Here is a 21,116-nt window from a genome sequence, read left to right on the forward strand (position 1 = left end):
TTCACAGACGAGGCACGGAAAGCGCGCCGTCGACATCGATTACCGATCCGGTCGAAAAGCCGAACTTGCCGGAGGCCAAAGCGGCCACCACCGCGCCGATATCGGCGGCCTCGCCCCAGCGCTTTGCCGGCACCAGACCGCCATCGATGAGCGCGTCGTATTTGGCGGATACGCCTGACGTCATGTCGGTGCGGATGATGCCGGGCCGCACCTCGAACACGCCGATGTTTTCCGCCGCGAGCCGCAGCGCCAGGTTCTTCACCCACATCGAAAGGCCGGCTTTGGAGATGCAGTAATCGGCGCGCTCCGGCGAGGCCATCGTGGCGCTGACCGAGGTGATGGTGATGATCGATCTCGCCGAGCTGGCTGGCGCCGCAAGCATCGCTTTGGCAACGGCCTGGCTGAGGAAAACCGTGCCGCGCAAGTTGATGGCAAGCGCACGGTCGAAGTTCTCCGGCTTCAGGTCCAGAAGGTCGCCGCGCACGACGGCGCCGACGCCGGCATTGTTGACCAGGCAATCGATGCGCCCGAAGGCGTCCATCGCGGCCCCGACGAGAGCGGCATGGCCGGCGAGGTCGGCGATGTCGCAACGGACGTAGGCGAACTTCGCGCCGCGTGCTGCAATGTTCTTGGCAAGTCCGTCAGCCGGCTTCTCGGCAAGGTCGGCGACGAGGATCTCGAAGCCGGCATCGGCCAGCGCCTCGGCGCAGGCAAGCCCGATGCCGCGCGCGCCGCCGGTGACGATAGCCGCCGGGCGGGTCATTTGAACATATCCTTTCCAATGTCGGCGCCGCCCCTCATCCGCCTGCTGGCACCTTCTCCCCGTATAGTGACGGGGAGAAGGGGAATGGCCGCAACGCCGGCGCCTCCCTCTCCCCGTTCTTCACGGGGAGAGGGTAAGGGTGAGGGGCGGCGCCGACGGATCAAAGCTCGCTCCTGCGGATGTGGTCGGCGACGCGCAGCGCCTGGGCGGCGATCGACAGCGCCGGGTTGACCGCGGCCGAAGTCGGCAGGAAGCCGGCGTCGACGACGAACAGATTGCGGTGGTCGTAGGCGCGACAGAACGGATCGAGCGGTGCTGCCGCCGGATCGTTGCCCATGCGCACGGTGCCGCACTGATGCGAGGGCGTGCGCTTGTCGAAGGGCCGCGACAGCACGATCGGATAGCCGCAGGCGCGGAAATTCTCGCGCATCACCTTGGTCAGGCCCTCGAGCGACTGCATGTTGGAACGCCGCCACTGCATGACGATCTCCTTGCCGTCGACCATGATGCGGCTTTCGGGATCGGGCAGGTCCTCGCACATCAGGTACCAGTCGACGGCATGGCCGGCCATGAAATCGAGCGCGAATTTCGGCGCCAGCTTCACATTGGCCTTCAGCATGTTGCCGTCGATCTTGCCGAGCAACTGGACATTGCCCAGCGGCTTGCCGCCCTTGCCGTCCGACAGATAATAGTCGTTGAGCATCAGCGTCTTCTGGTAGACGGCATCGTTGCGGCAGCGCGGATCGATCGCGAGCATCGCGCTCGAATTGTGGTTCATGAAATTGCGGCCGACCTGATCGGAGCTGTTGGCGAGGCCCTTGCCGCCTGCCTTACCGTTGCTGGCGGAAGGCGAGCGCAGCAGGATGACGGCGGAATTAACCGCCCCTGCCGAGAGGATGACGAGCTTCGGCGAGAGTTTCTTCTGCGCACCGCCCTGCGTGTACTGGATGGCGGCGATCGATTTGCCGTCCGGTGAGGCTTCGAGCCAGTCGACATGGGCGCCGGTTTCGAGCTTGATGTTCGCATCACTGAGCGCTGCTGCCAGCGGTCCGGTCTGGGCATCGATCTTGCCCTGGCCGGTGTTCGGGAAAGCATCCCAGCCCGTCTTGCCCTCCTTCAGCCAGGCTTCGATATCGACGCCGAGCGGCAGCGATGCCGGATGCAGGCCAAGGCTCTTCAGTTCGGCGCGGGCGCGCGCGATCGAAGGCTCGTCTGGCACCGGCTCGAAAGCGTAGGGGATCGAGTGGAACGGCTCGGTCGGGTCCTCGCCGAGCGAGCCGCGCACGCGAAAAAGCTGCTCGGCCTTCGAGTACCAGGGTTCGAACTCATCATAGGAAAACGGCCAGGCGGGAGAGACGCCGCCGAAATGCTCCATGGCGGAGAAATCCTCCTCGCGATAGCGGATCAGCACCGCGCCGAAGAATTTCGAATTCCCACCGACGTAATAATAGTTGCCGGGGTTGAAGGCCGGGCCGCCGGCCTCGCGCCACATCTCCTTCGGCCGGTAATGCTCCTCGACGAAGATGGATCGCGTCGAGCGCGCATGCGGCGTCGCAGGGAGATGGTCGCCTCGCTCCAAAATCAGGATCGAGGCGCCGCTGCCGGCCAAGCCGGAGGCGATCGTGGCGCCGCCGATGCCGGAGCCGATGATGACGATATCCGGATTTGCCATAGCCTAAGGGTCTTTGTTTCGATGCATGTCGTTGCCCCAAAACCGGAGCCACTTTTCGGCGACATGCATCAGAGGATGCGCTTCTCGGTCGCCGGATCGAAGAACACCGCCTTGCTGAGGTTGAAGGCCAGCGGCGTGCTGGTGCCGGGCTGGATCCTGGCATCGGCGCGCAGCCGCGCCACCACCCCCTTGCCGCCGAGATTGGTGACGGCGAACGTATCCGATCCCGCCGGCTCGACCACCTCGATGTGGCAGTCGGCGGTGGCGATCTCGGATCCGTTGCGCTCGGCGCCTTCGGGATCGGTCAGCGCTTCCGGGCGGACGCCGAAGATGACCGGCTTATCCTTGAACGCTGCAAGGCCGGCCGGCGCTCCGGGCAGCGACAGCGTGATCGGCTGGCGCGCCTCGCGGTCGAGCACAACGGCGAGCCCGCTGCCATTGGCGCCGATCTTGGCGGGGATCAGGTTCATCGCCGGCGAGCCCATGAAGTCGGCGACGAACACGTTGGTGGGGTTGTTGTAGACTTCGGCCGGCGTGCCGAACTGCTGCACCTCGCCGTCGCGCATCACGGCGATCTTGGTCGCCAGCGTCATCGCCTCGATCTGGTCGTGCGTGACATAGACGATCGTCGTGCCTGTGCTCTGATGCAGGCGTTTGATTTCGACGCGCATGTCGACGCGCAGTTTAGCGTCGAGGTTGGAGAGCGGCTCGTCGAACAGGAAGAGTTTCGGATCGCGCACCAGCGCGCGGCCCATGGCGACGCGCTGGCGCTGGCCACCGGAAAGCTGGCTGGGCTTGCGGTTGAGCAGGTGACCGATCTGCAGGATCTTCGCCACCTTGTCGATGGCAGCCTGCCGCTCCGCCGCCGGCACGCCGCGCATCTCCATGCCGAAGGCGATGTTTCCGGCGACCGTCATGTTCGGATAGAGCGCGTAGCTCTGGAAGACCATGGCGATGTCGCGCTTCGAGGGATGCAGATCGTTGATCGCCCGGCCTTCGACGCGGATCTCACCCTCGGTGATGTTCTCCAGCCCGGCGATGGTATTGAGCAGCGTGGACTTGCCGCAGCCGGACGGACCGACCAGCACGAGGAAGCCGCCCTTTTCGAGCTCGACATTGATGCCCTTCAGGATCTCGACATTCCCGAAGCGCTTCTTCAGCCCATCAATTTCCAGAAAAGCCATGGTCGTTCCTTCAGAAAATAGGGTCAGCCCTTGACCGCGCCAGCCATCAGCCCGCGCACGAAATAGCGGCCGGCGACGACGTAGACGAGAAGGGTGGGGAGCGCGGCGATCATCGCAGCCGCCATGTTGACGTTGTATTCAACGACGCCGGTCGAGGTGTTGACGACATTGTTCAGCGCCACCGTCATCGGCATCACGTCGCCGGTGCCGGCATAGGCAGAAGCGAACAGGAAGTCGTTCCAGATGTTGGTGAACTGGTAGATGACGGTGACGACGAAGATCGGCATCGAGTTCGGGAGCATGATGCGGCGGAAAATCTGGAAGAAGGACGCGCCGTCGACCTGCGCCGCCTTGATCAGTTCGGTCGGGAAGGCCTCGTAGTAGTTGCGGAAGAACAGCGTGGTGAAGCCCAGGCCGTAGACCACGTGGACGAAAACGAGGTTGACCGTCGAATTGCCGAGGCCGAAGTTGAAGCCGGTCGCGTTCCGCAGGCTGGCGCCGAAGCGGCCGATGCTGCCGAGGATTGTCGCCATCGGCAAGAGCACCGACTGGAACGGGATGAAGCAGGCGAACAGCATCATCGCGAAGACCAGCGTATGGCCGCGGAAACGCCATTTGGTCAGGACATAGCCGTTGAGCGCGCCGAGCAACGTCGAGATCAGCACCGCCGGCACCACCATCTTGATGGAGTTCCAGAAATAGCCCTTGATCCCCGCACAAGTCAGACCGACGCAGGCCTCGCCCCAGGCCTTGAACCATGGCTCGATGGTGGGCGATTGTGGCAGCGCCAGCATGTTGCCGTTCTGGATCTCGTCCATGGTCTTGAACGAGGTGACCAGCATGACGAAGAGCGGCATCAGATAGAACAGAGCAAACAGCGCCAGCAGTCCGTAAATGACGATGCGGTTGATCGTCCTGGCGCTGACGCCGCTCGAGGCCTGGCGGGCAGGTGAGGCAACAGTGCTCATCGCGGCTTCTCCCTGAGCTCGGAATAGAGGTAAGGCACGATGATCGCGGTCAGCGTCATCAGCATGATCACCGCGCTCGCCGAGCCGACCGCCATCTCGTTGCGCTTGAAGGTGAACTCATACATGAAGTTGGACGGCAGCCAGGCCGAGCCGCCGGGACCACCGCTGGTCAGCGCCACGACCAGGTCATACGACTTGATGGCGAGATGGGCGAGCACGATGAAGGCCGAGAGAAACACGGGCCTGAGCAGCGGAATGACGATGCGGCGGTAGAGCTGGAAGGTGGAGGCGCCGTCGATCTGCGCCGCCTTCATGATCTCGCCGTCGATGCCGCGCAGGCCGGCCAGGAACATCGCCATGATGAAGCCGGAAGCCTGCCAGACGCCGGCGATGACCACCGTGTAGATGACGAAATCCTTGTTCTTGATCCAGTCGAAATGGAAGCTCGTCCAGCCCCATTGATGCAGCGTCTGCTCGAGGCCGAGGCCGGGGTCGAGGAACCACTTCCAGGCAACGCCGGTGACGATGAACGAGAGCGCCATCGGGTAGAGGTAGATCGGCCTCAACATGCCTTCGCCACGGATCTTCTGGTCGAGCAGGATGGCCAGGAACAGGCCGAGCGCCAGGCAGATCAGGATGTAGAGGAAGCCGAAAATGCCCATGTTGGTGATCGAGGTGTACCAGCTCGACGGCGGGTCGCTCTCGAAGGTCCAGCGCCACAGCCGCTGATAGGCGCGGGCGCCTGTGATGTCATAGGACGGGAAGGTCTTGGAGTTGGTGAACGACAGATAGATCGTCCACAGGATGAAGCCATAGACGAAGACGATCGTCGCCGCGAAGCTCGGCGCCAGAACGATCTTCGGCAGCAGATCCTGCAACCGCGAGCGCACCGTGGTGCTCGGACGGCCGTTATGCTCCGGCGTCAGCGATATGGTGGTTTCGGCAACTGTGCTCATCGGCTCATCCAGTACCGGTTAGCGGGAATCGGCTTGGCGCGCGGGCACGCCAGGCAACAGTCCCGGATATCGTCTCGACAGGAGACCTCCCCCGCCAACGCGGGGGAGACTCGAGTTTACGGCAAAACGGCTTACTTGGCGTCGTCGATTGCCTTGACCAGCTCGGTCACGGCCTCGTCCGAGGTCTTGATCTGACCGTGGACGAACTTCGAGATGACGTCCTTGTAGGCGTTGGCAACCGCCGGAGGCGCGCCATAGCCCTGGGCCAGCGAGCCGAACAGCGTGCCGCCGTCGTTGGCTTTCTTCAGGTCGGCGATGCCCTTCTTGCCGCAAGCGTCGAAGTCGGTGTCAGGCACGTCGGTGCGGGCCGGGACCGAACCCTTCACGACGTTGAAGGCCGACTGGAAGCTCTTCGACAGAGTGGCGGTGGCCAAAGCCACCTGGGCGGCCTTACGGTCGTCCGGGACATTGAACATGCCAAACATATCGGAGTTGTAGATCACGGTGCCGTCAGTGCCCGGGAAGCGGTAGCACAGGAAATCGGTGCCCGGGGTCTTGTTGGCGGCATGGAACTCGCCCTTGGCCCAGTCGCCCATGACCTGAACCAGCGCATCACCCTTGATGACCATGGCGGTGGCAAGGTTCCAGTCGCGGCCCGAGAAGTTCGGGTCGACATATTTGATGAGCTTGGCGAGGTTGTCGAACGACTTCTTCATCGTGTCAGACTTGAGCGACTCGTCATCGAGGTCGTTCATCGCTTTCTTGTAGAACTCCGGTCCGCCGGTCGACATCACAACGGAGTCGAACATGGTGGCTTCCTGCCAGTTCTGGCCGCCGAGCGCGAGCGGGATGACGCCGGCCGCCTTCGCCTTGTCGAGCAGCGCGATGAAGTCGTCGAAGGTCTTCGGCTCGGTGCCGCCGATCTTGTCCATCACCGCCTTGTTGATCCACAGCCAGTTGACGGAGTGGACGTTGACCGGAGCCGCGACCCACTTGCCGTCATAGACGGAGAACTTCTGCAGGGCGGCCGGAACCGACTTGTCCCAGCCTTCCTTCTTGGCGGTCTCGGTCAAGTCGCCCATCACGCCGGCGGCGGCGTAGTCGAGCACGGTGTAACCCAGCATCTGCGAGGCGGTCGGATAGTTGCCTGCCGCAACCATCGCCTTCAACGCGGTCATGGCGGCGTCGCCGCCGCCGCCGGCTACCGGTACGTCCTTCCAGGCATAGCCTTCCTTGGCCAGATCCTGCTTCAGCACGTTCAGAGCGGCCGCTTCACCGCCCGACGTCCACCAATGCAGCATCTGCACTTCCTTGACGTCCGCGGCATGCGCCGAGAACGCAAAGCTCGTCGCGAGAGCCGTTCCGATAAGCAGTTTGCGCAACATTACACTTCCTCCCTTGTTGCATTCATATGACCGGCGGATGGCCGCCGGGGTCTCCCAACTCAGCCGACCCACCACCCGGTGCGCTGGCCGCGATGAAACTGAATGGTCTTTTCCTCGGTATAGTCCTCAACGGCGCGTTTGCCGAGTTCGCGTCCGAGACCGGACTGCTTGTAGCCGCCGAAGGGCAGTTCGGGATAACCTTCCATGAACGTGTTCACCCAAACCGTCCCCGAACGCACTCCGCGCGCCACCGACATGCATGTGTCGATGCTGGCGCTCCACACACCCGCAGACAAACCATAGGGCGTGTTGTTGGCGATGTGCAATGCCTTTTCAATCGTTTCAAAAGTGAGCACGGACAGCACCGGCCCGAACACTTCCTCGCGGGCGATGGCCATATCCTCGGTGACGTTGCGGACGATGGTCGGGTCGAGATACTGGCCGGCATTGGAGGCGAGCTGTCCGCCGCCGCTGTAGACGCTGCCGCCATCGGTTTTCGCCGCCGTCACATAGCCGGCTACTTTTGTCATGTGGTCGGCAGAGATCATGGCGCCGACCTTGGTGCGGTCGTCGAGCGGGTCGCCAACTCTGACCTTTTCCGCCAGCGCCTTCACCGCGCCGAGGAAGTCGTCGGCGATCGCTTCATGCACGATCAGCCGGCTGCCGGCATTGCAGCATTCGCCGGCGTTGAAGAAGCCGCCGAACACCGCCGCGTCCGCCGCCGCTTCGAGGTCGGCATCGGGGAAGACGATCTGGCCGTTCTTGCCGCCAAGCTCCATCGAAACCTTCTTCAAGGAATTCGAGGCGGCGGCCATGGTCATCTTGCCGACGCGAGTCGAGCCGGTGAAGGACACCATCTCGACCAGCGGATGGCTGACCATCGGCGCGCCGACATCGGCGCCGAAGCCGGCGAGGATGTTGACGACGCCGGCCGGCAGGCCGGCCTCGAGCAGGATGTCGCCGAGCACGAAGGTCGAGGCCGACGTCATTTCGCTCGGCTTCACCACTGCCGTGCAGCCGGCAGCGAGCGCGAAGGGCAGTTTCTGGCTGACGATCAGGAACGGGAAATTCCACGGCGTGATGATCGAAACGACGCCGATCGGCTCGCGCAGCACCACGCCCAGCATGGTGTCCCCGAGATTGGCGTAGCTCTCGCCGTGGAGCGTGCGGGCAAGCGAGGCGGCATAGCGCCAGATGTCGACGGCGCCGCCGATCTCGCCGCGCGCCTGGGCGATCGGCTTGCCGGATTCCAGCGCGTCGAGCCGGGCGATCTCTTCCAGCCGGGTCTCGATCAGGTCGGCCGCCTTGAGCAGCACGGCGGCGCGCTCGGAGGCCTTCATGCGCGGCCATGGGCCGTTCTCGAAGGCCCTGTGCGCTGCCTGCACTGCGGCTTCCACTTCCGCGGCGCCGGCCTGAGTGTAGCGCGACACGGCGAAGCCGTGGCCGGGGCTGTTGCGCTCGATGGCGCGGCCATCGCGGGCGTCGACGTGCTTGCCGTCGATCAAAAGCTTGTAGTTTTTCGGCGCTTGGGACGCTTCGGCCGGCATGGAAATCTTGAGCGGTGCGTTCATCGTATTTTCTCTAGGATCTCGAAAAGGCCGGCTTCTGCTTGGCCTTGAAGGCGCCGACGCCGGCCTTGAGGTCGCCGGTGAGCGCAATGAAGCCGCTGGCCAGCGCTTCGGCCGCCGCGGCATTCTCCTCGCCCTCGGCAATGCCGATCATCAGCTTGGCGGCTTCGGTCGCCAGCGGACCGCGTTCGGCGATCTTTTCAGCCCAGGCCCTGGCTTCCTCGAAGGCCTTGCCGGTTTCGACGACGCGGTCGACAACGCCGAGCGCGAGCGCCTCGCCCGCCAGCAGAACTTCGCCCCCTACAGCCATGCGCCGCACCGTCTGCGCGCCGAAGCGGCGCACGGCGCGCTGCGTGCCGGACCAGCCGGGCACGACGCCGATCGAGGTTTCGGGGAAGCCGAGCTTGATCTGGGTTTCGGCGACGCGGAAATCGCAGGCGGCGGCCAGTTCGAGCCCACCGCCGAGCGCATGGCCGGACAGTACGGCGACGGTCGGCTGGCGGAGACGCGCCAGCCGGTCGAAGACGCGATGGCCATAGCGGACCCATTGCACCTGGAAGTCGGCGGCGCTCAACTGTGCCCAGGCCTCGACGTCGCCGCCGGCGCAGAAGCCTTTGCCTTCGCCGCGGATGAGCACGACGCGGACGCCCCCGGCCAGTTCCGCCTCGTCGAGTGCGGTTTCGAGTGCCCGCAACATGGGAATGTCGAGCGCGTTGAACTTTTCCGGCCGCCGCAGCATGACGACGCCGATGGCGCCGTCCTGCTCGAAGGTGACGAGGCGCTCAGCCATGCGCGCCTCCGAGCGAAGCGCCGCCATTGAGCGACAGGCCGATCGGCCGGTCCTGGTAGAGCGAGGCAGGCGTCACCTTGAGGTCGTTGGCGATAGCGAGCGGGATGTCGGCCTGCGCCAGCACGTCGCGTTCGAGATCGATACCGGGCGCGAGTTCCGTCACCATCAGCCCATCCGGCGTCAGCTTCATCACGCAGCGCTCGGTGACATAGGTGATGTCCTGCCCCTGAGCGACCGCGCGTTTTCCCGAGAAGGAGATGTGCTCGACCTCCTCGACGATCTTCTTGACCTTGCCTTCCTGGTCGATGCGGATGGCGCCATCGGCCAGCGAAAGCTTGGCGCCGGCGTTGAAGAAGCCGGAGAAGACGATCTTCTTCGCTCGCGCGGTTATGTCGACGAAGCCGCCGGCGCCGGCCGTCACGTGCGGCCTTGCCGAAAGCTTCGAGACGTTGACGGAGCCATGGCGGTCGATCTGCAGGAAGGACAAGAGCGAAGCGTCGAAGCCGCCGGCCTGAAAATAGATGAATTGGTGCGGCGAGGGCATGATCGCCTCGGCGTTCGAGGCGCAGCCGAACTTGAAGTCGAGCAGCGGCACGCCGCCGACCGCGCCCTGCTCGATCACCCAGGTGACCTTGCCATGCTGGCCTTCCTCCAAGAGGATGCGCGGCACGTTGGCGGAGATGCCGAAGCCAATGTTGACGGCCATGCCGTCGCGCAACTCCATGGCGACGCGGCGCGCGATCACCTTCTGGACGTTCATCTCGGGCGTGCGAAAGGTCGACAGCGGCCGGAAGATCTCGCCCGAGATCGCCGGGTCGTAAGGCGTCTGCGTCGTCTGCAACTGATCGGGCGCGACGACGATATGGTCGACCAGCACGCCGGGCACACGGACGTCATGCGGCTTCAGCGTGCCGTTCTCGACGACGCGCTTGACCTGGGCGATGACGATGCCGCCATTGTTGCGGGCAGCTAACGCCTGCTCCAGCCCGCCGAGATAGGCGCCTTCATGCTCGTAGGTGAGGTTGCCGCGCTCGTCGGAGGAGGTGGCGCGGATGATCGAGATGTCGGGGACGATGGCGCGGAAATAGAGCCATTCCTCGCCGTCGAACTGCTCGACCGAAACGATCGGCTCGCTGGCCGCCGCATTCATGGCGCAGCCCTGATGGCGCGGATCGGCAAAAGTGTCGAGACCGACCTTGGTCAGCACGCCAGGCCGCTTGGCGGCCGCCTCGCGATGCATGTCGAACAGGATGCCGGAGGGCACGTTGTAGGCGGCGACGGAATTGTCGCCGATCATCTGCCAGATCCGCGGCGGCTCAGCCGAGGAGGGGCCGGACGGGTAGGAGCCGCAGAGCGTGCGCTTCAAAAGGCCCGGCTTGGCGAGATGGTCGATACCCTTGATGCCGTACATGTCGCCGGCGGCGATCGGGTGCAGCGTGGTGATCGCCTTCGGATGGCCTTCCGCGTCGAAGCGCTCGCCGATCGCGGCGAGCACGGCGTCCGGGCAGCCGAGGCCGCTCGACGACGACACGGAGACGACCGCGCCATCCTTGATCAGGCTGGCGGCATAGGCCGCCGAGACGAGCTTGCTCACGCGAGGCTCCCGAGTTGCGGATCGATCACGACGGCCCTGCCGGTCTTGGCGGATTGCAACGCCGCTTCGGCTGATGCCAGCGACCAGATGCCATCCTCGCCGGTGGCGGACGGCTGGCCTTCGCCGCGGATCGCGGCATGGAACTGGCGCAGCGAGCGGGTGTAGAGGTCCTCGCGGTCGAAATTCAGCTCTTCCTCACCGCTCGCGGTGCGCAGCAGCACGGAGCCCACCGGCTTCTGCGTCATGATATTGGTGGCGATCAGCGAGCCTTCCGATCCATGCACCTCGAAACCAGTGCCGGCGAATTTGGTCGTGAAGCCCTCATGCGATTGCGCGATGACGCCGGATTTGAAGCGCCAGATGCACATGGCGCCGTCCTCCAGTCCGCCGCCGGCCATGCCGGCCGACTGCGTGAATGCCGAGATCTCGACCGGGTCGTCGCCGAGCACGAAGCGCAGCGTGTCGGCATCGTGGACGGTGATGTCGAGCACCACGCCGCCACCGGCCTCGGGCTTGGTTATGCGCCAGCCCTGCAGGTTTTCCGGCAGGTAGACGGAATGGAAGACGCGCGCGGCGACTGGCTTGCCGATGCGGCCGGCGGCGATCGCCTCGCGCATCGCCCGGTGCCCGCCGGCATTGCGCAGATGATGATTGGTGCCGAACACGATGCCGGCCTTCCTGGCGGCCGCGACCAGCTTGCGCGCATCGGCGCTGGTCAGCGCCAGCGGCTTTTCGCAGAGCACGTGCTTGCCGGCCTTGATGGCCGCAAGCCCCTGTTCGAGATGCAGTTCGTTGGTGGTCGAGATGTAGACGGCGTCGATGTCCGTGCTGAGCAGCGCATCGAGCGTCGAAACGGCGGCCGGGATGCCGTTTTCCCTGGCATAGGCTTCGGCGCGCTCGGGGCTGGAGCTCATCACGGCGGCAACCTCGCCGTCGGCCTGCGCGCGGATGGCGTTGATCATGAACTGTCTGGCGATCGTGCTCGCACCGATCAGACCCCATCTCACGCTCATGCCGCGTCTCCCATTCCAGCGCCGCGCGCGTTGCGGCTCGGGCCGCAGCTTTCCCTGACGACGAGGCTGACTGCGCCGATATGGTCCTCGGCGCGCGTTGTGCGCGACTGGATCATTTTCAGCATAACATGGGCGGCGCGCTCGCCGAGGCCGGCGGTATCGACGGCGACGCTGGTCAGCGCCGGCATGTAGTGCTCGGCCTCGGCCACGTCGTCGAAACCGACCACGGCGAAGTCCGTGCCGGCCTCCAGCCCGCGCTTGCGCAGCGCCAGCATGACGCCGAAAGCGACGGCGTCGTTGAAGCAAAGAGCGGCCGACGGCGGCTCGGGCGCCGCAAGCGCGGTCTCCAGGCAGGCCATGCCGCCCTTGCGGCTGGTCTCGCCCTCGACGATCGTTCTGTTGGCGACGGGAATGCCCAGCGCTTCACAAGCCTCCAAGAAGCCGCCCAGCCTCTGCTGATAAACCACGAGGTCGGACGAACCGCCGAAGAAGGCCAGGCGGCGGTGGCCCTTGAGGATCAAATGCTCTGTGGCGATGAAGGCGCCGCGATGGTTGTCCGGCGCGATCACCGGAATGCGGCTCTCGGGCAGCCGGCGCATGGTGAAGACGATCGGCACGCCGGCGGTCTCGATGCGGCGGAAGGCGCCGGGAGTGGTGCCGCGCGCCGGCGAGACGATCAGGCCGGCGACACCCTGCTCCATCAGCGACTTCAGCACTTCTTCCTGACGCACGGGGTTTTCGGCGGTGTTGGCGATGAAAGGCACGATGCCGGCCGCCTGGAAGACGCGCTCCATGCCGACCGCCAGTTCGGCGAAGAAGGGATTGGTGAGGTCGTTGATCACCATGCCGATGACGTTGGAGTGAGCCTTGCGCAGATTGGCGGCGCCGCGGTTGTATACATAGCCGACATCCTCGATCGCCTTGCGCACCTTGACCGCGGTCTCAGGCCGGATCAGCCCGCTGCCTTGCAGCACGAGCGATACCGTCGATTTGGACACGCCGGCCTCGCGGGCGATGTCCAGGATCGTCGCCTTGGCCCGGCTGGCCATCTCCGCTCTTTCCTCCGCATTCGGCATTAATTTATTGGAACGTTCTAAACATCAGGTCAAACGAAGAGTCAATCGGGAATCGTCTGGAATTCCAAAAATTGATCGATGCTGGCGGAAATCGCTGCAAATGCGAGCTTTTTTCTGTTGCGACGCAGCACAGCCTCGGCGTCGAACAGGAGTCACAAAGGTTCTTGATTTATTGGAACGTTCCATTTATAGGCTGCCGCAAAGGGAGACTTCCATGGACATCATCCTGCCTGCGGAGAATGGCGATCGAGCCAGCTACCGGCTGGTCGGCCAACCGGCGGAGCCGATCCCCGGCGCGGAATTCCCGCGCATCGCCTATGCCGCGGCCCATGTCGTCGCCGACCCTTTCGCCATGACCGATCCCTGGTCGCGGCCGGCGGTCGACTGGGACAGGACGATGGCCTTCCGCCATCATCTGTGGCGGCTCGGCTTCCGCATCGCAGAGGCGATGGACACCTCACAGCGCGGCATGGGTTTCGACTGGCCGAGCGCCAGGGAGCTGATCCGCCGCTCGATCGCCGAGGCGCGCACGGTGAAGGGCGCCGATCTCGCTTCCGGCGCCGGCACCGACCACCTGGCGCCCGCGGCAGCAAGGACGCTGGACGACGTGATCCATGCCTATGAGGAGCAGTTCGCCTTCATCGAGGGCGAGGACGGCAAGGCGATCATGATGGCGAGCCGCGCGCTGGCGGCGGTGGCCAAGGGGCCGGACGACTATGCGCGCGTCTACGACCGCATCCTCTCACAGGCCTCCGGCAAGGTCATCCTGCATTGGCTGGGCGACATGTTCGATCCGGCATTGAAAGGGTATTGGGGAAGCAATGAATTCGACGCCGCGCTCGATACGGTCGTTGCCATCATCGATCGGCATGCCGGCAAGGTCGAAGGCATAAAGATATCGCTGCTCGATGCCGGCAAGGAGGTGTCGCTGCGCGACCGGCTGCCCGAGGGCGTGGTGATGTTCACGGGCGACGATTTCAACTACCCGGAATTGATCGCCGGCGACGGCAAGAGGCACTCGCATGCGCTGCTCGGCATCTTCGACGCCATCGCGCCGGTTGCCAACGCCGCGCTGGTGAAGCTCGGCGGGGGCGATCGGGCCGGCTATGACGCGCTGATGGCGCCGACCGTGCCGCTGGCGCGCAAGATCTTCGAGGCGCCGACAGAATATTACAAAGCGGGCATCGTTTTCATGGCCTGGCTGAACGGGCACCAGGACCATTTCGCCATGGTCGGCGGCATGCAGTCGGCGCGCGGCATATGCCACTACGCCGACGTCTTTCGCCTCGCCGATCGGGCCGGATTGCTGGCCGACCCCGGACTCGCCATCGCCAGAATGAAGGGCCTTTGCGCGGTCGCGGGTGTCTGAGCCAGACGCACCTGCCGGCTCCGCCGAACAGCCCTGCGGACAAAAGATTCTTTCCTCCTTGAACCCATCCGAGAACAAGTGCGACCAAGCGCTGCGTAAGCAACCAAGTTCACCGAGGAGAACGCAGCGGCAAAGCCCTACAGCCTAACTGCTCTGGTCCCTTAGAGACTTAGATTTGAAAGGATGGTGGGCGTGACAAGGATTGAACTTGTGACCCCTGCAATGTCAATGCAGTGCTCTCCCGCTGAGCTACACGCCCATCCGAAGCCGCGCATACACCATTTTTGGTCCGGCGCGTCAATAGCGGGAACAAGAAAAGAAAGCTTCGCTTTGCCGCACCGGCGGAAGCCCGCCGGAAAACCCTCTCAGGCTGCCTGCAGCATCTTTTCGACCTCGTTGACGAGGTCGCGCAGATGGAAAGGTTTCGATAGCACCTTGGCGTCCTTGGGCGCCTTGGAATCCGGATTGAGCGCGACCGCGGCAAAGCCGGTGATGAACATGACCTTGAGGTCCGGATCGATCTCGGTGGCGCGGCGGGCGAGCTCGATGCCGTCCATCTCGGGCATGACGATATCGGTTAGCAGCAGCGAGAAAGGCTCCTCGCGCAGCCGCTCATAGGCGCTGGCGCCATTGTCGAAATCGCTTACTTGGTAACCGGCTCTTTCCAGTGCCTTGACGAGGAACCGGCGCATATCGTCGTCGTCTTCCGCCAGTAGAATGCGTGCCATTTTGTCCCGTCCGAATCACCCGCCCCAAGCCTGCCGCCGCGCAAGCCCGTTAACCATCCTGTATATGAGGAGGAGACGGTAAACATCAAGTGAACGTTGGCCCTGTCCGCGCTGTTTCAGCCGGCCGTTTCGTGGGGCTGAAATGCTGGACATGCCGGGCGCAAGATGGCAGTTTTGAATCATGACGCAGTGCTTCATCCTGGTTCGTTCAAATTGAAGACGGCAGCCGAGGATTTTTCGGTCGTACCACCCTTCGAAATCCGATCGGGCGCCGAGCAACGCGTCCCTTTCCTGTTCAATTCGCCGCATAGCGGCCGCTACTATCCGGAGCGCTTCCTCGCCATGGCGCGGCTTGACCGCAACGCCATCCGGCGGTCGGAGGATTGCTATGTCGACGAGCTTTTCGGCGGCGCCGTCGCGCTCGGCGCGCCGATGCTGGCGGCGAATTTCCCGCGCGCCTATCTCGACGTCAACCGCGAGCCGTGGGAGCTCGATCCGCGCATGTTCGCGGAGCCGGTGCCGTCCTTCTGCAATATCCGCTCGGCTCGCGTGGCGGGCGGGCTGGGCACGGTGCCGAAGCTGGTGGGGGAGGGGCTGGACATCTATCCCGGGCGCCTGCCGCTGGCCGAGGCCGTCGGACGCATAGAGGCCGTCTACAAGCCGTATCACGAGACGCTGAAGCGGCTGCTGACCAGAACCCATGCGAGGTTCGCCTATGCCGTGCTCATCGACTGCCATTCGATGCCGGCCAGCATCCGCGTCGGCGACAATGGCGTGCGGCCCGACTTCATCATCGGCGACCGTTTCGGCATTTCGGCAGCCGCGTCCCTCACCGAAAGGGCGATCGGCCTGCTCACCGGCATGGGCTACGCGGTCGCGCACAACAAGCCCTATGCCGGCGGTTTCATCACCGAGCATTACGGGCGGCCGGCACGTCATCTGCATGCGCTGCAGATCGAGGTCAATCGCGGGCTTTACATGAACGAGCGGACGTTCCAGAAATCGGCCGGCTTCGACGCTTTAGCCGACGACCTGACGCGCTTTTCGGCCGAACTGGTGGCGATGCCCGACCATCATTTCGTCGATCTGCCGCTTGCCGCGGAATGACAGCCGCGTTTGCGGTTCGCGGCTCAAAAAAAGACCGCATCGCTTTCACGACACGGTCGAAGTCTAGGGAGGAAACGCCCAAGGAGGGCATGGACAGGATAAGCTGTCCGAGAACAAAACTATTGTGCGATGCACAAATGTCAATCGACTTCGGGCTTTTTTAATTCAATATGATGTGCAAATTCCATTTCGACGGCCAAGGTGTGACATTCGGGCAACAAATGCGCGACGCCTGACCGGCTTTGCGTCTCTGGTCCGAGCAGAAAACAGCGGCTGCCGACAGCTGCCGTCATGGGGAGAGTGAGTTGGATATCAGCATCGATTTCATGCGGCGCATCGCACGTGCGGCCGCCGCCGAGACCCTGCCGCGCTTCCGCAGCCAGGGCGCGGTGGCCAACAAGCAGGCGGAAAGCTTCGACCCGGTGACGGAGGCCGACCGCGAGGCCGAGCGGGCGATCAGGGCGCTGATATCGGCGGAATACCCCGATCACGGCATTCTCGGCGAGGAGCATGGCAGCGAGAATATGTCGAGCCGGCATGTCTGGGTCATCGACCCGATCGACGGCACACGCGCCTTCATCTCCGGGCTGCCGGTGTGGGGAACGCTGGTCGGGCTGACCGTCGACGGCAACGCCGTCGCGGGCCTCATGTCGCAACCCTTCACCGGTGAGCTGTTCTATGCCAACGCGTCCGGCTCGCATTACGAAGGTCCGGGCGGCCCGCGCAAGCTTGCGACCCGCAAGACGACGGAGCTCGCCAAGGCGACGCTGTTCACCACCACGCCGGCACTCTACAAGGGCGAGGCGCGCAATCGCTACGATCGGTTCGAGAAGCAGGTGCAACTGGCCCGCTACGGCACCGACTGCTATGCCTTTGCCATGGTGGCCGCGGGAAACGTCGACATCGTCGCCGATCCAGGCCTGAAGCCTTATGACATCGTGGCGTTGATTCCGATCATCGAGAAGGCAGGCGGCGTCGTCACCACCTTCGAGGGCGGACCGGCGGAGAAGGGCGGCGACATACTGGCGGCAGCGACGCCCGAACTGCACGCGGCAGCGATGGCGGCGCTGCGCGGCTGAGCTGCTCTCAGCCGTCGGCGGCCTGGGCGCCTGTGAGACGCAGGCCCCACAGGATGAGAGCGAAAGAGATCAGGCCGGTCGGCGCGGACGAATACGCCACGATCTTGATCACGGCTTCCTGAAGGGCGCTCCCGTGGAAAGTTCCGGCCGCCAACGGCATTGTCTCGTTGCCGGCTCCCCAGGCGCTGGCGATTATGTAGGCCGCCAGGATCGCCAAGGCCGAATAGATCAGCAGCCAGAACGCAACCCGCGACATCGCCGCGCCGAGATTGAGCCTTGGCCATGCCAGCCCCAGCGCCAAAAGGAGAACGCCCTGCAGGCCGCTTAGCGTGTGCGCGGACAGTCCGAGCCGCGGTGCGGCGAGATACGGTATTGCGAAGCCTTCGAATGACGAAAACAGCAGCAGGGCGACACCGATCTGCAGCAGGTGATGCCCCTGACGCGACAGCGTGTTCGATGCGTTCATGGCCGTTTCTCCCGATCTCTGACTGGCCCTGTGAGCTCTTAGGGCAGCAATTAGCGTTCGACGCCTGAACGGGAATAAGGGGTCGAACTGCGCCCGGACATGGTGGGGGGAGCCGGGCCAGCCGGATCGTGACGTTCGCGCCAGTCGGGGGCCGGCGCTCATTACCAGCGTGCCGGCAAAGCGGTCAAACAGCGTCGCCGGTTCCCGGAACGAAAGCGTCGAAGGCCGCAAGCAACTGCTCGCGGAAAAGATCCTTTTCCTGCAGGATCTCGTGATGCGCGCCGTCGATCATCAACAGCGACCCGACGCGCAACCGCCTGGCATAGGCTTCCACAGCCTTGGTCGAGACGACCTGGTCGGCGCCGGCGGCGACGATCAGCATCGGCACCTGGATCCTGGCCATGAAATCCGGATCGCTGACCGCCTCGGAGGCCTCGGCGGCGGCCTTCAGCCAGCGGATGGTCGGCCCGCCGAGCGCGAGCTGGGGCCAAGCCTTGTAGATGTCGGTGTTGCGCCGATAGCGCTCGGGGTCCGAGGTCACCTTGTTGGTTTCGAAGGGCGTCGGCAATTTCGGGCGCGGTCCCCAGGCGGCATAAAGCCTGCCGAGGCCCAGCGCGCAAAACACAGCGCAGACGCGTCGGACCGTGGAGATCGAAACCGGCGAGTCGGGTACAGCCAGGAAGGGTGCGATCAGCACCATGCGCCGTACCCGGTTGACCATTGAGGGCGAAGCAAGCAGTGCAATCACCGCCCCGGTCGAGTGGGCCAGGATGTAGTAGGGACCGCGGCAATCCGGCAGCACGATTTCCTCGAAAAATTGCTCGAGATCGCTTGTGTAGTCGCGGAAGCTGCGGACATAGCCACGCTGCCGGTCGCGCAGCAGGCGGCTGGAATCGCCCTGGCCGCGCCAGTCAAGGACGGCGACGCCGAAGCCGCGGTCGGCGAGGTTGCGGATGGTCTCGAAATATTTTTCGATGCACTCGTTGCGGCCGGTAAGCAGCACCACCGTGCCCTGCAGCGGGCGGGCGACCGCGCCGAAGACGCCATAGCGGATCTTCTTGCCGTCGCGGGTGGTGAAAAAGCCGCCGCCGGCATTTTCGGGCTGCGGATTGCCCTCGGTCTGGTGGAAAAGGTCCGTCATTCGGCGCTACGTTGATTGTTCTTTGCCCGAACGGGCCAGGCGTTGCCATGGTGATAGACGGCCATGGGCCAAAAGCAAAGGCGTTGCGGGGATCTGCGCTACCTGCCGTGAACCGAAACGGGAAGGCCGGAAGTGCCTGCGGCGCACTTCCGGCCTCTGTCGATCCGGGAGGAAGGGACGTTGCACCCGGTTCGGCCTCGTCGCGGCGCGCTCTCGGGGAGGGGCCGCTTGTCCGTCATCTTGGCCAAAGCTTAGCGTCGCGTGGCTGAACGGATGCCGAAGCTGCGGTTCATCTGGCGTTCATCGGGCGGAAAAATCGAACGGAAACTTGATCGCGCGAAGTTCTTGAAATGGCCTTTTGCGGTTCCCAAATTGAGGTTGCGGCCGCCAATGTCGGGGTCGCTGGCTCACCCGGACCGCCTTTCGAGGGTTTCGCACCGGGCCATACGCAAACCATGTTGCTCAACAGGAGAACACATCATGCGTCACGTTGATTTTTCCCCGCTTTATCGTTCGACCGTCGGCTTCGACCGGCTGTTCACCATGCTCGACTCGCTCGGCCAGCCCGAGAGCGCGCAGACCTATCCGCCCTATAACATCGAGCGCACCGGCGAGAACGCTTACCGCATCTCGATGGCGGTTGCCGGCTTCTCGGAAGACGAGATTTCGATCGAGGCGCACCGCAACGTGCTGACCGTCAAGGGCGAGCGCAAGGAAGAGGGCAATGGCGAGGGTTCCGAGCTGCTCTATCGCGGCATTGCCTCGCGGGCCTTCGAGCGCCGCTTCCAGCTCGCCGACCACGTCGAGGTCGAGGGCGCCACGCTGAAGAACGGCCTGCTCTTCGTCGACCTCAAGCGCAACATCCCCGAGGAGCTCAAGCCGCGCAAGATCGCGATCTCCTCGTCTTCGGACAAGGCCAAGCAGATCGAGGCCAAGGCCGCCGCGTAAGGCGCGCGCTCCATCCGTAAGATACGTCTCCCTCCCGAGACGGAAGCGGCGCCGAAGGGCGCCGCTTTTTTGTCGGCTATTCAACCAGCAAGTGACCCAGCCGGTCGATCTCTTCCGCCGTGGTCGCGAAGCTCGCGACGAAGCGATAGATCGCTTCGTTGTCGCCGAGATGGCCGTCAAACCCCTGCGGCACGCCCCATTCATAGAACTTGGCGCCGGCGGCCTGCAGCTTCTCGGCAACCGCGCGGTCGAGGATCGCGAACACTTCGTTGGCTTGCGGCAGCCAGGCGAGCCTGCCTGTTGGCGCATCCTCGATCGTTTCTGCCAAGTGAGCGGCCATCGCATTGGCATGGCGCGCCATCCTCAGCCACAAATCGTCGGTGAAATAGGCTTCGAACTGAGCCGAGATGAAGCGCGCCTTGGAAAAGGTCTGCCCGGCGCGCTGGCGAAGAAGGCGCAGATCGCGGCCGACTTCCGGGTTGAAGATCACCACCGCATCGGCCATCCAGCAGCCGTTCTTGGTGCCGCCGAAGGAGATGAGGTCGACGCCGCTCTTCCAGGTCATCTGCGCCGGCGTGACGTCGGTCGCGGCAATCGCGTTGGCGAAGCGCGCTCCGTCCATGTGCAGCGGCAGTTTATGGTGGCGGCTGACCTCGGCGATCGCCTTGACGTCGTCGACGGTGTAGACCGTGCCCACTTCGGTCGCCTGGGTGATCGTCACAGACATCGGCTGGCCGGCGGGAGCGAGATCCTGCGAATAGCGTTTTATGGCCTTGTCCAGAGCCTGGGGGTTCATGCGCCCCAACGGCCCCGGAACCGGCGCCATGCGCGCGCCGCCGGTGTAGAAACCCATCGCGCCGAATTCATCGACATTCATATGCGCTTCGGAGTGGCAAAGCGCGATGCCGCTGATACGGTTCAACGCCGCCATCGAAAGCGCGTTGGCTGCCGTGCCGGTCGCTACGAAGAACACCTGAACGTCCCGTTCGAAGATATCGCTGAAGCGGCGGTAGACCGCGCGATCGAGATCGCCGTCGCCATAGGCTGTCGCAATGCCGGCAGCGTGCCGTGAAAGGTTGGCCGAAATGTCGGGATGGACGCCCGCCCAGTTGTCGGATGCAAAGAACATCGAGAGGTCCGTATGGTGATTGGCAAAACGGGCGCGACTTGACTGCTTTGGCGCCGGAAGCGCAAGGGCCAGTCCTTGGCAAAGCGGTGAAGCCAGCCGGCGTCCCATATGACTGCGATCAAAGGTTGCGGTTCTTGACCTTGTCGCGAAATTTTGTGTCGCGGCACGCCCAAGTTTTTT

At 64.1% G+C, this 21,116-nt stretch carries 19 protein-coding genes and 1 tRNA gene; 4 read left to right on the plus strand and 16 right to left on the minus strand.

Annotation, left to right across the window (positions count from 1 at the left end):
• Position 1 precedes the first annotated feature (1 nt).
• From EJ070_RS15280 to EJ070_RS15330, 11 genes are all read right to left on the minus strand, one after another.
• The gene (locus EJ070_RS15280; RefSeq protein ID WP_126092111.1) at positions 2-763 is read right to left on the minus strand and encodes a 3-ketoacyl-ACP reductase; all 762 of its coding nucleotides are present in this window, start codon (positions 761-763) and stop codon (positions 2-4) included.
• A gap of 160 nt (positions 764-923) precedes the next feature.
• Positions 924-2,435 carry a GMC family oxidoreductase gene (locus EJ070_RS15285; RefSeq protein WP_126092112.1) on the minus strand — a complete coding sequence of 504 codons (1,512 nt, stop codon included), beginning with the start codon at positions 2,433-2,435 and terminating at the stop codon, positions 924-926.
• Positions 2,436-2,503: 68 nt separating this feature from the next.
• A complete protein-coding gene (locus EJ070_RS15290) occupies positions 2,504-3,619 on the minus strand; it encodes an ABC transporter ATP-binding protein (RefSeq protein WP_126092113.1) in 1,116 nt (371 codons plus the stop codon).
• Between the two features lie 23 nt (positions 3,620-3,642).
• A complete protein-coding gene (locus tag EJ070_RS15295; protein ID WP_126092114.1) occupies positions 3,643-4,587 on the minus strand; it encodes a carbohydrate ABC transporter permease in 945 nt (314 codons plus the stop codon).
• Positions 4,584-5,543, minus strand: coding sequence for a sugar ABC transporter permease (locus EJ070_RS15300; RefSeq protein ID WP_126092115.1), 960 nt, complete (start codon positions 5,541-5,543; stop codon positions 4,584-4,586). The genes EJ070_RS15295 and EJ070_RS15300 overlap by 4 nt, the downstream gene beginning before the upstream one ends.
• A gap of 131 nt (positions 5,544-5,674) precedes the next feature.
• On the minus strand, positions 5,675-6,928 hold the full coding sequence (locus EJ070_RS15305; RefSeq protein ID WP_126092116.1) for an ABC transporter substrate-binding protein: 1,254 nt from the start codon (positions 6,926-6,928) through the stop codon (positions 5,675-5,677).
• Positions 6,929-6,987: 59 nt separating this feature from the next.
• Positions 6,988-8,499, minus strand: a complete 1,512-nt coding sequence (locus EJ070_RS15310) for an aldehyde dehydrogenase family protein (RefSeq protein ID WP_126092117.1) — start codon at positions 8,497-8,499, stop codon at positions 6,988-6,990.
• Between the two features lie 10 nt (positions 8,500-8,509).
• Positions 8,510-9,286, minus strand: coding sequence for an enoyl-CoA hydratase/isomerase family protein (locus EJ070_RS15315; RefSeq protein WP_126092118.1), 777 nt, complete (start codon positions 9,284-9,286; stop codon positions 8,510-8,512).
• A complete protein-coding gene (locus tag EJ070_RS15320; RefSeq protein ID WP_126092119.1) occupies positions 9,279-10,880 on the minus strand; it encodes an acyl CoA:acetate/3-ketoacid CoA transferase in 1,602 nt (533 codons plus the stop codon). Before EJ070_RS15320 ends, EJ070_RS15315 begins: the two co-directional genes overlap by 8 nt.
• Positions 10,877-11,893 (minus strand): Gfo/Idh/MocA family oxidoreductase, encoded by a 1,017-nt coding sequence (locus tag EJ070_RS15325; RefSeq protein WP_126092120.1) that lies wholly within the window; start codon positions 11,891-11,893, stop codon positions 10,877-10,879. Before EJ070_RS15325 ends, EJ070_RS15320 begins: the two co-directional genes overlap by 4 nt.
• A complete protein-coding gene (locus EJ070_RS15330) occupies positions 11,890-12,942 on the minus strand; it encodes a LacI family DNA-binding transcriptional regulator (protein ID WP_126092121.1) in 1,053 nt (350 codons plus the stop codon). The genes EJ070_RS15325 and EJ070_RS15330 overlap by 4 nt, the downstream gene beginning before the upstream one ends.
• A 241-nt stretch (positions 12,943-13,183) precedes the next feature.
• On the opposite strand from EJ070_RS15330, the gene EJ070_RS15335 reads away from it, so the two are divergent.
• The gene (locus tag EJ070_RS15335) at positions 13,184-14,338 is read left to right on the plus strand and encodes a dihydrodipicolinate synthase family protein (protein ID WP_126092122.1); all 1,155 of its coding nucleotides are present in this window, start codon (positions 13,184-13,186) and stop codon (positions 14,336-14,338) included.
• A gap of 184 nt (positions 14,339-14,522) precedes the next feature.
• Here EJ070_RS15335 and EJ070_RS15340 read toward each other — a convergent pair.
• Together EJ070_RS15340 and EJ070_RS15345 are read right to left on the minus strand one after the other, a co-directional pair.
• Positions 14,523-14,597 (minus strand) — tRNA-Val (locus EJ070_RS15340).
• Between the two features lie 106 nt (positions 14,598-14,703).
• Entirely contained in the window at positions 14,704-15,066 is a 363-nt protein-coding gene (locus EJ070_RS15345) for a response regulator (protein WP_006199474.1), read from the minus strand.
• 165 nt (positions 15,067-15,231) lie between these two features.
• Here EJ070_RS15345 and EJ070_RS15350 point away from each other — a divergent pair, with 165 nt between their 5' ends.
• On the plus strand, positions 15,232-16,173 hold the full coding sequence (locus EJ070_RS15350; RefSeq protein WP_126092123.1) for an N-formylglutamate amidohydrolase: 942 nt from the start codon (positions 15,232-15,234) through the stop codon (positions 16,171-16,173).
• A 305-nt stretch (positions 16,174-16,478) separates the two neighbouring features.
• Positions 16,479-17,252, plus strand: coding sequence for a histidinol-phosphatase (hisN, locus tag EJ070_RS15355; protein WP_126092124.1), 774 nt, complete (start codon positions 16,479-16,481; stop codon positions 17,250-17,252).
• 7 nt (positions 17,253-17,259) lie between these two features.
• Here the strand turns inward: hisN and EJ070_RS15360 are convergent, their stop codons facing one another.
• Positions 17,260-17,718, minus strand: coding sequence for a hypothetical protein (locus tag EJ070_RS15360; RefSeq protein ID WP_126092125.1), 459 nt, complete (start codon positions 17,716-17,718; stop codon positions 17,260-17,262).
• 184 nt (positions 17,719-17,902) lie between these two features.
• A complete protein-coding gene (locus EJ070_RS15365) occupies positions 17,903-18,859 on the minus strand; it encodes an alpha/beta hydrolase (RefSeq protein ID WP_126092126.1) in 957 nt (318 codons plus the stop codon).
• A gap of 480 nt (positions 18,860-19,339) precedes the next feature.
• Between EJ070_RS15365 and EJ070_RS15370 the strand changes: the two genes are divergently transcribed.
• A complete protein-coding gene (locus EJ070_RS15370; RefSeq protein ID WP_126092127.1) occupies positions 19,340-19,807 on the plus strand; it encodes an Hsp20 family protein in 468 nt (155 codons plus the stop codon).
• A 76-nt stretch (positions 19,808-19,883) separates the two neighbouring features.
• On the opposite strand, the gene EJ070_RS15375 is transcribed toward EJ070_RS15370, so the two are convergent.
• The gene (locus EJ070_RS15375) at positions 19,884-20,936 is read right to left on the minus strand and encodes a low specificity L-threonine aldolase (RefSeq protein WP_126092128.1); all 1,053 of its coding nucleotides are present in this window, start codon (positions 20,934-20,936) and stop codon (positions 19,884-19,886) included.
• Positions 20,937-21,116: the final 180 nt, after the last annotated feature.

The organism is Mesorhizobium sp. M1E.F.Ca.ET.045.02.1.1 (genome assembly GCF_003952485.1).
In the GTDB taxonomy this organism is placed as follows: domain Bacteria; phylum Pseudomonadota; class Alphaproteobacteria; order Rhizobiales; family Rhizobiaceae; genus Mesorhizobium.

Coding starts and splice junctions, on each gene's coding strand:
- EJ070_RS15280 (WP_126092111.1), bottom strand. CDS start 763: ATGACCCGCCCGGCGGCTATCGTCACCGGCGGCGCGCGCGGCATCGGG.
- EJ070_RS15285 (WP_126092112.1), bottom strand. CDS start 2,435: ATGGCAAATCCGGATATCGTCATCATCGGCTCCGGCATCGGCGGCGCC.
- EJ070_RS15290 (WP_126092113.1), bottom strand. CDS start 3,619: ATGGCTTTTCTGGAAATTGATGGGCTGAAGAAGCGCTTCGGGAATGTC.
- EJ070_RS15295 (WP_126092114.1), bottom strand. CDS start 4,587: ATGAGCACTGTTGCCTCACCTGCCCGCCAGGCCTCGAGCGGCGTCAGC.
- EJ070_RS15300 (WP_126092115.1), bottom strand. CDS start 5,543: ATGAGCACAGTTGCCGAAACCACCATATCGCTGACGCCGGAGCATAAC.
- EJ070_RS15305 (WP_126092116.1), bottom strand. CDS start 6,928: ATGTTGCGCAAACTGCTTATCGGAACGGCTCTCGCGACGAGCTTTGCG.
- EJ070_RS15310 (WP_126092117.1), bottom strand. CDS start 8,499: ATGAACGCACCGCTCAAGATTTCCATGCCGGCCGAAGCGTCCCAAGCG.
- EJ070_RS15315 (WP_126092118.1), bottom strand. CDS start 9,286: ATGGCTGAGCGCCTCGTCACCTTCGAGCAGGACGGCGCCATCGGCGTC.
- EJ070_RS15325 (WP_126092120.1), bottom strand. CDS start 11,893: ATGAGCGTGAGATGGGGTCTGATCGGTGCGAGCACGATCGCCAGACAG.
- EJ070_RS15330 (WP_126092121.1), bottom strand. CDS start 12,942: ATGGCCAGCCGGGCCAAGGCGACGATCCTGGACATCGCCCGCGAGGCC.
- EJ070_RS15335 (WP_126092122.1), top strand. CDS start 13,184: ATGGACATCATCCTGCCTGCGGAGAATGGCGATCGAGCCAGCTACCGG.
- EJ070_RS15345 (WP_006199474.1), bottom strand. CDS start 15,066: ATGGCACGCATTCTACTGGCGGAAGACGACGACGATATGCGCCGGTTC.
- EJ070_RS15350 (WP_126092123.1), top strand. CDS start 15,232: ATGGCAGTTTTGAATCATGACGCAGTGCTTCATCCTGGTTCGTTCAAA.
- EJ070_RS15360 (WP_126092125.1), bottom strand. CDS start 17,718: ATGAACGCATCGAACACGCTGTCGCGTCAGGGGCATCACCTGCTGCAG.
- EJ070_RS15365 (WP_126092126.1), bottom strand. CDS start 18,859: ATGACGGACCTTTTCCACCAGACCGAGGGCAATCCGCAGCCCGAAAAT.
- EJ070_RS15370 (WP_126092127.1), top strand. CDS start 19,340: ATGCGTCACGTTGATTTTTCCCCGCTTTATCGTTCGACCGTCGGCTTC.
- EJ070_RS15375 (WP_126092128.1), bottom strand. CDS start 20,936: ATGTTCTTTGCATCCGACAACTGGGCGGGCGTCCATCCCGACATTTCG.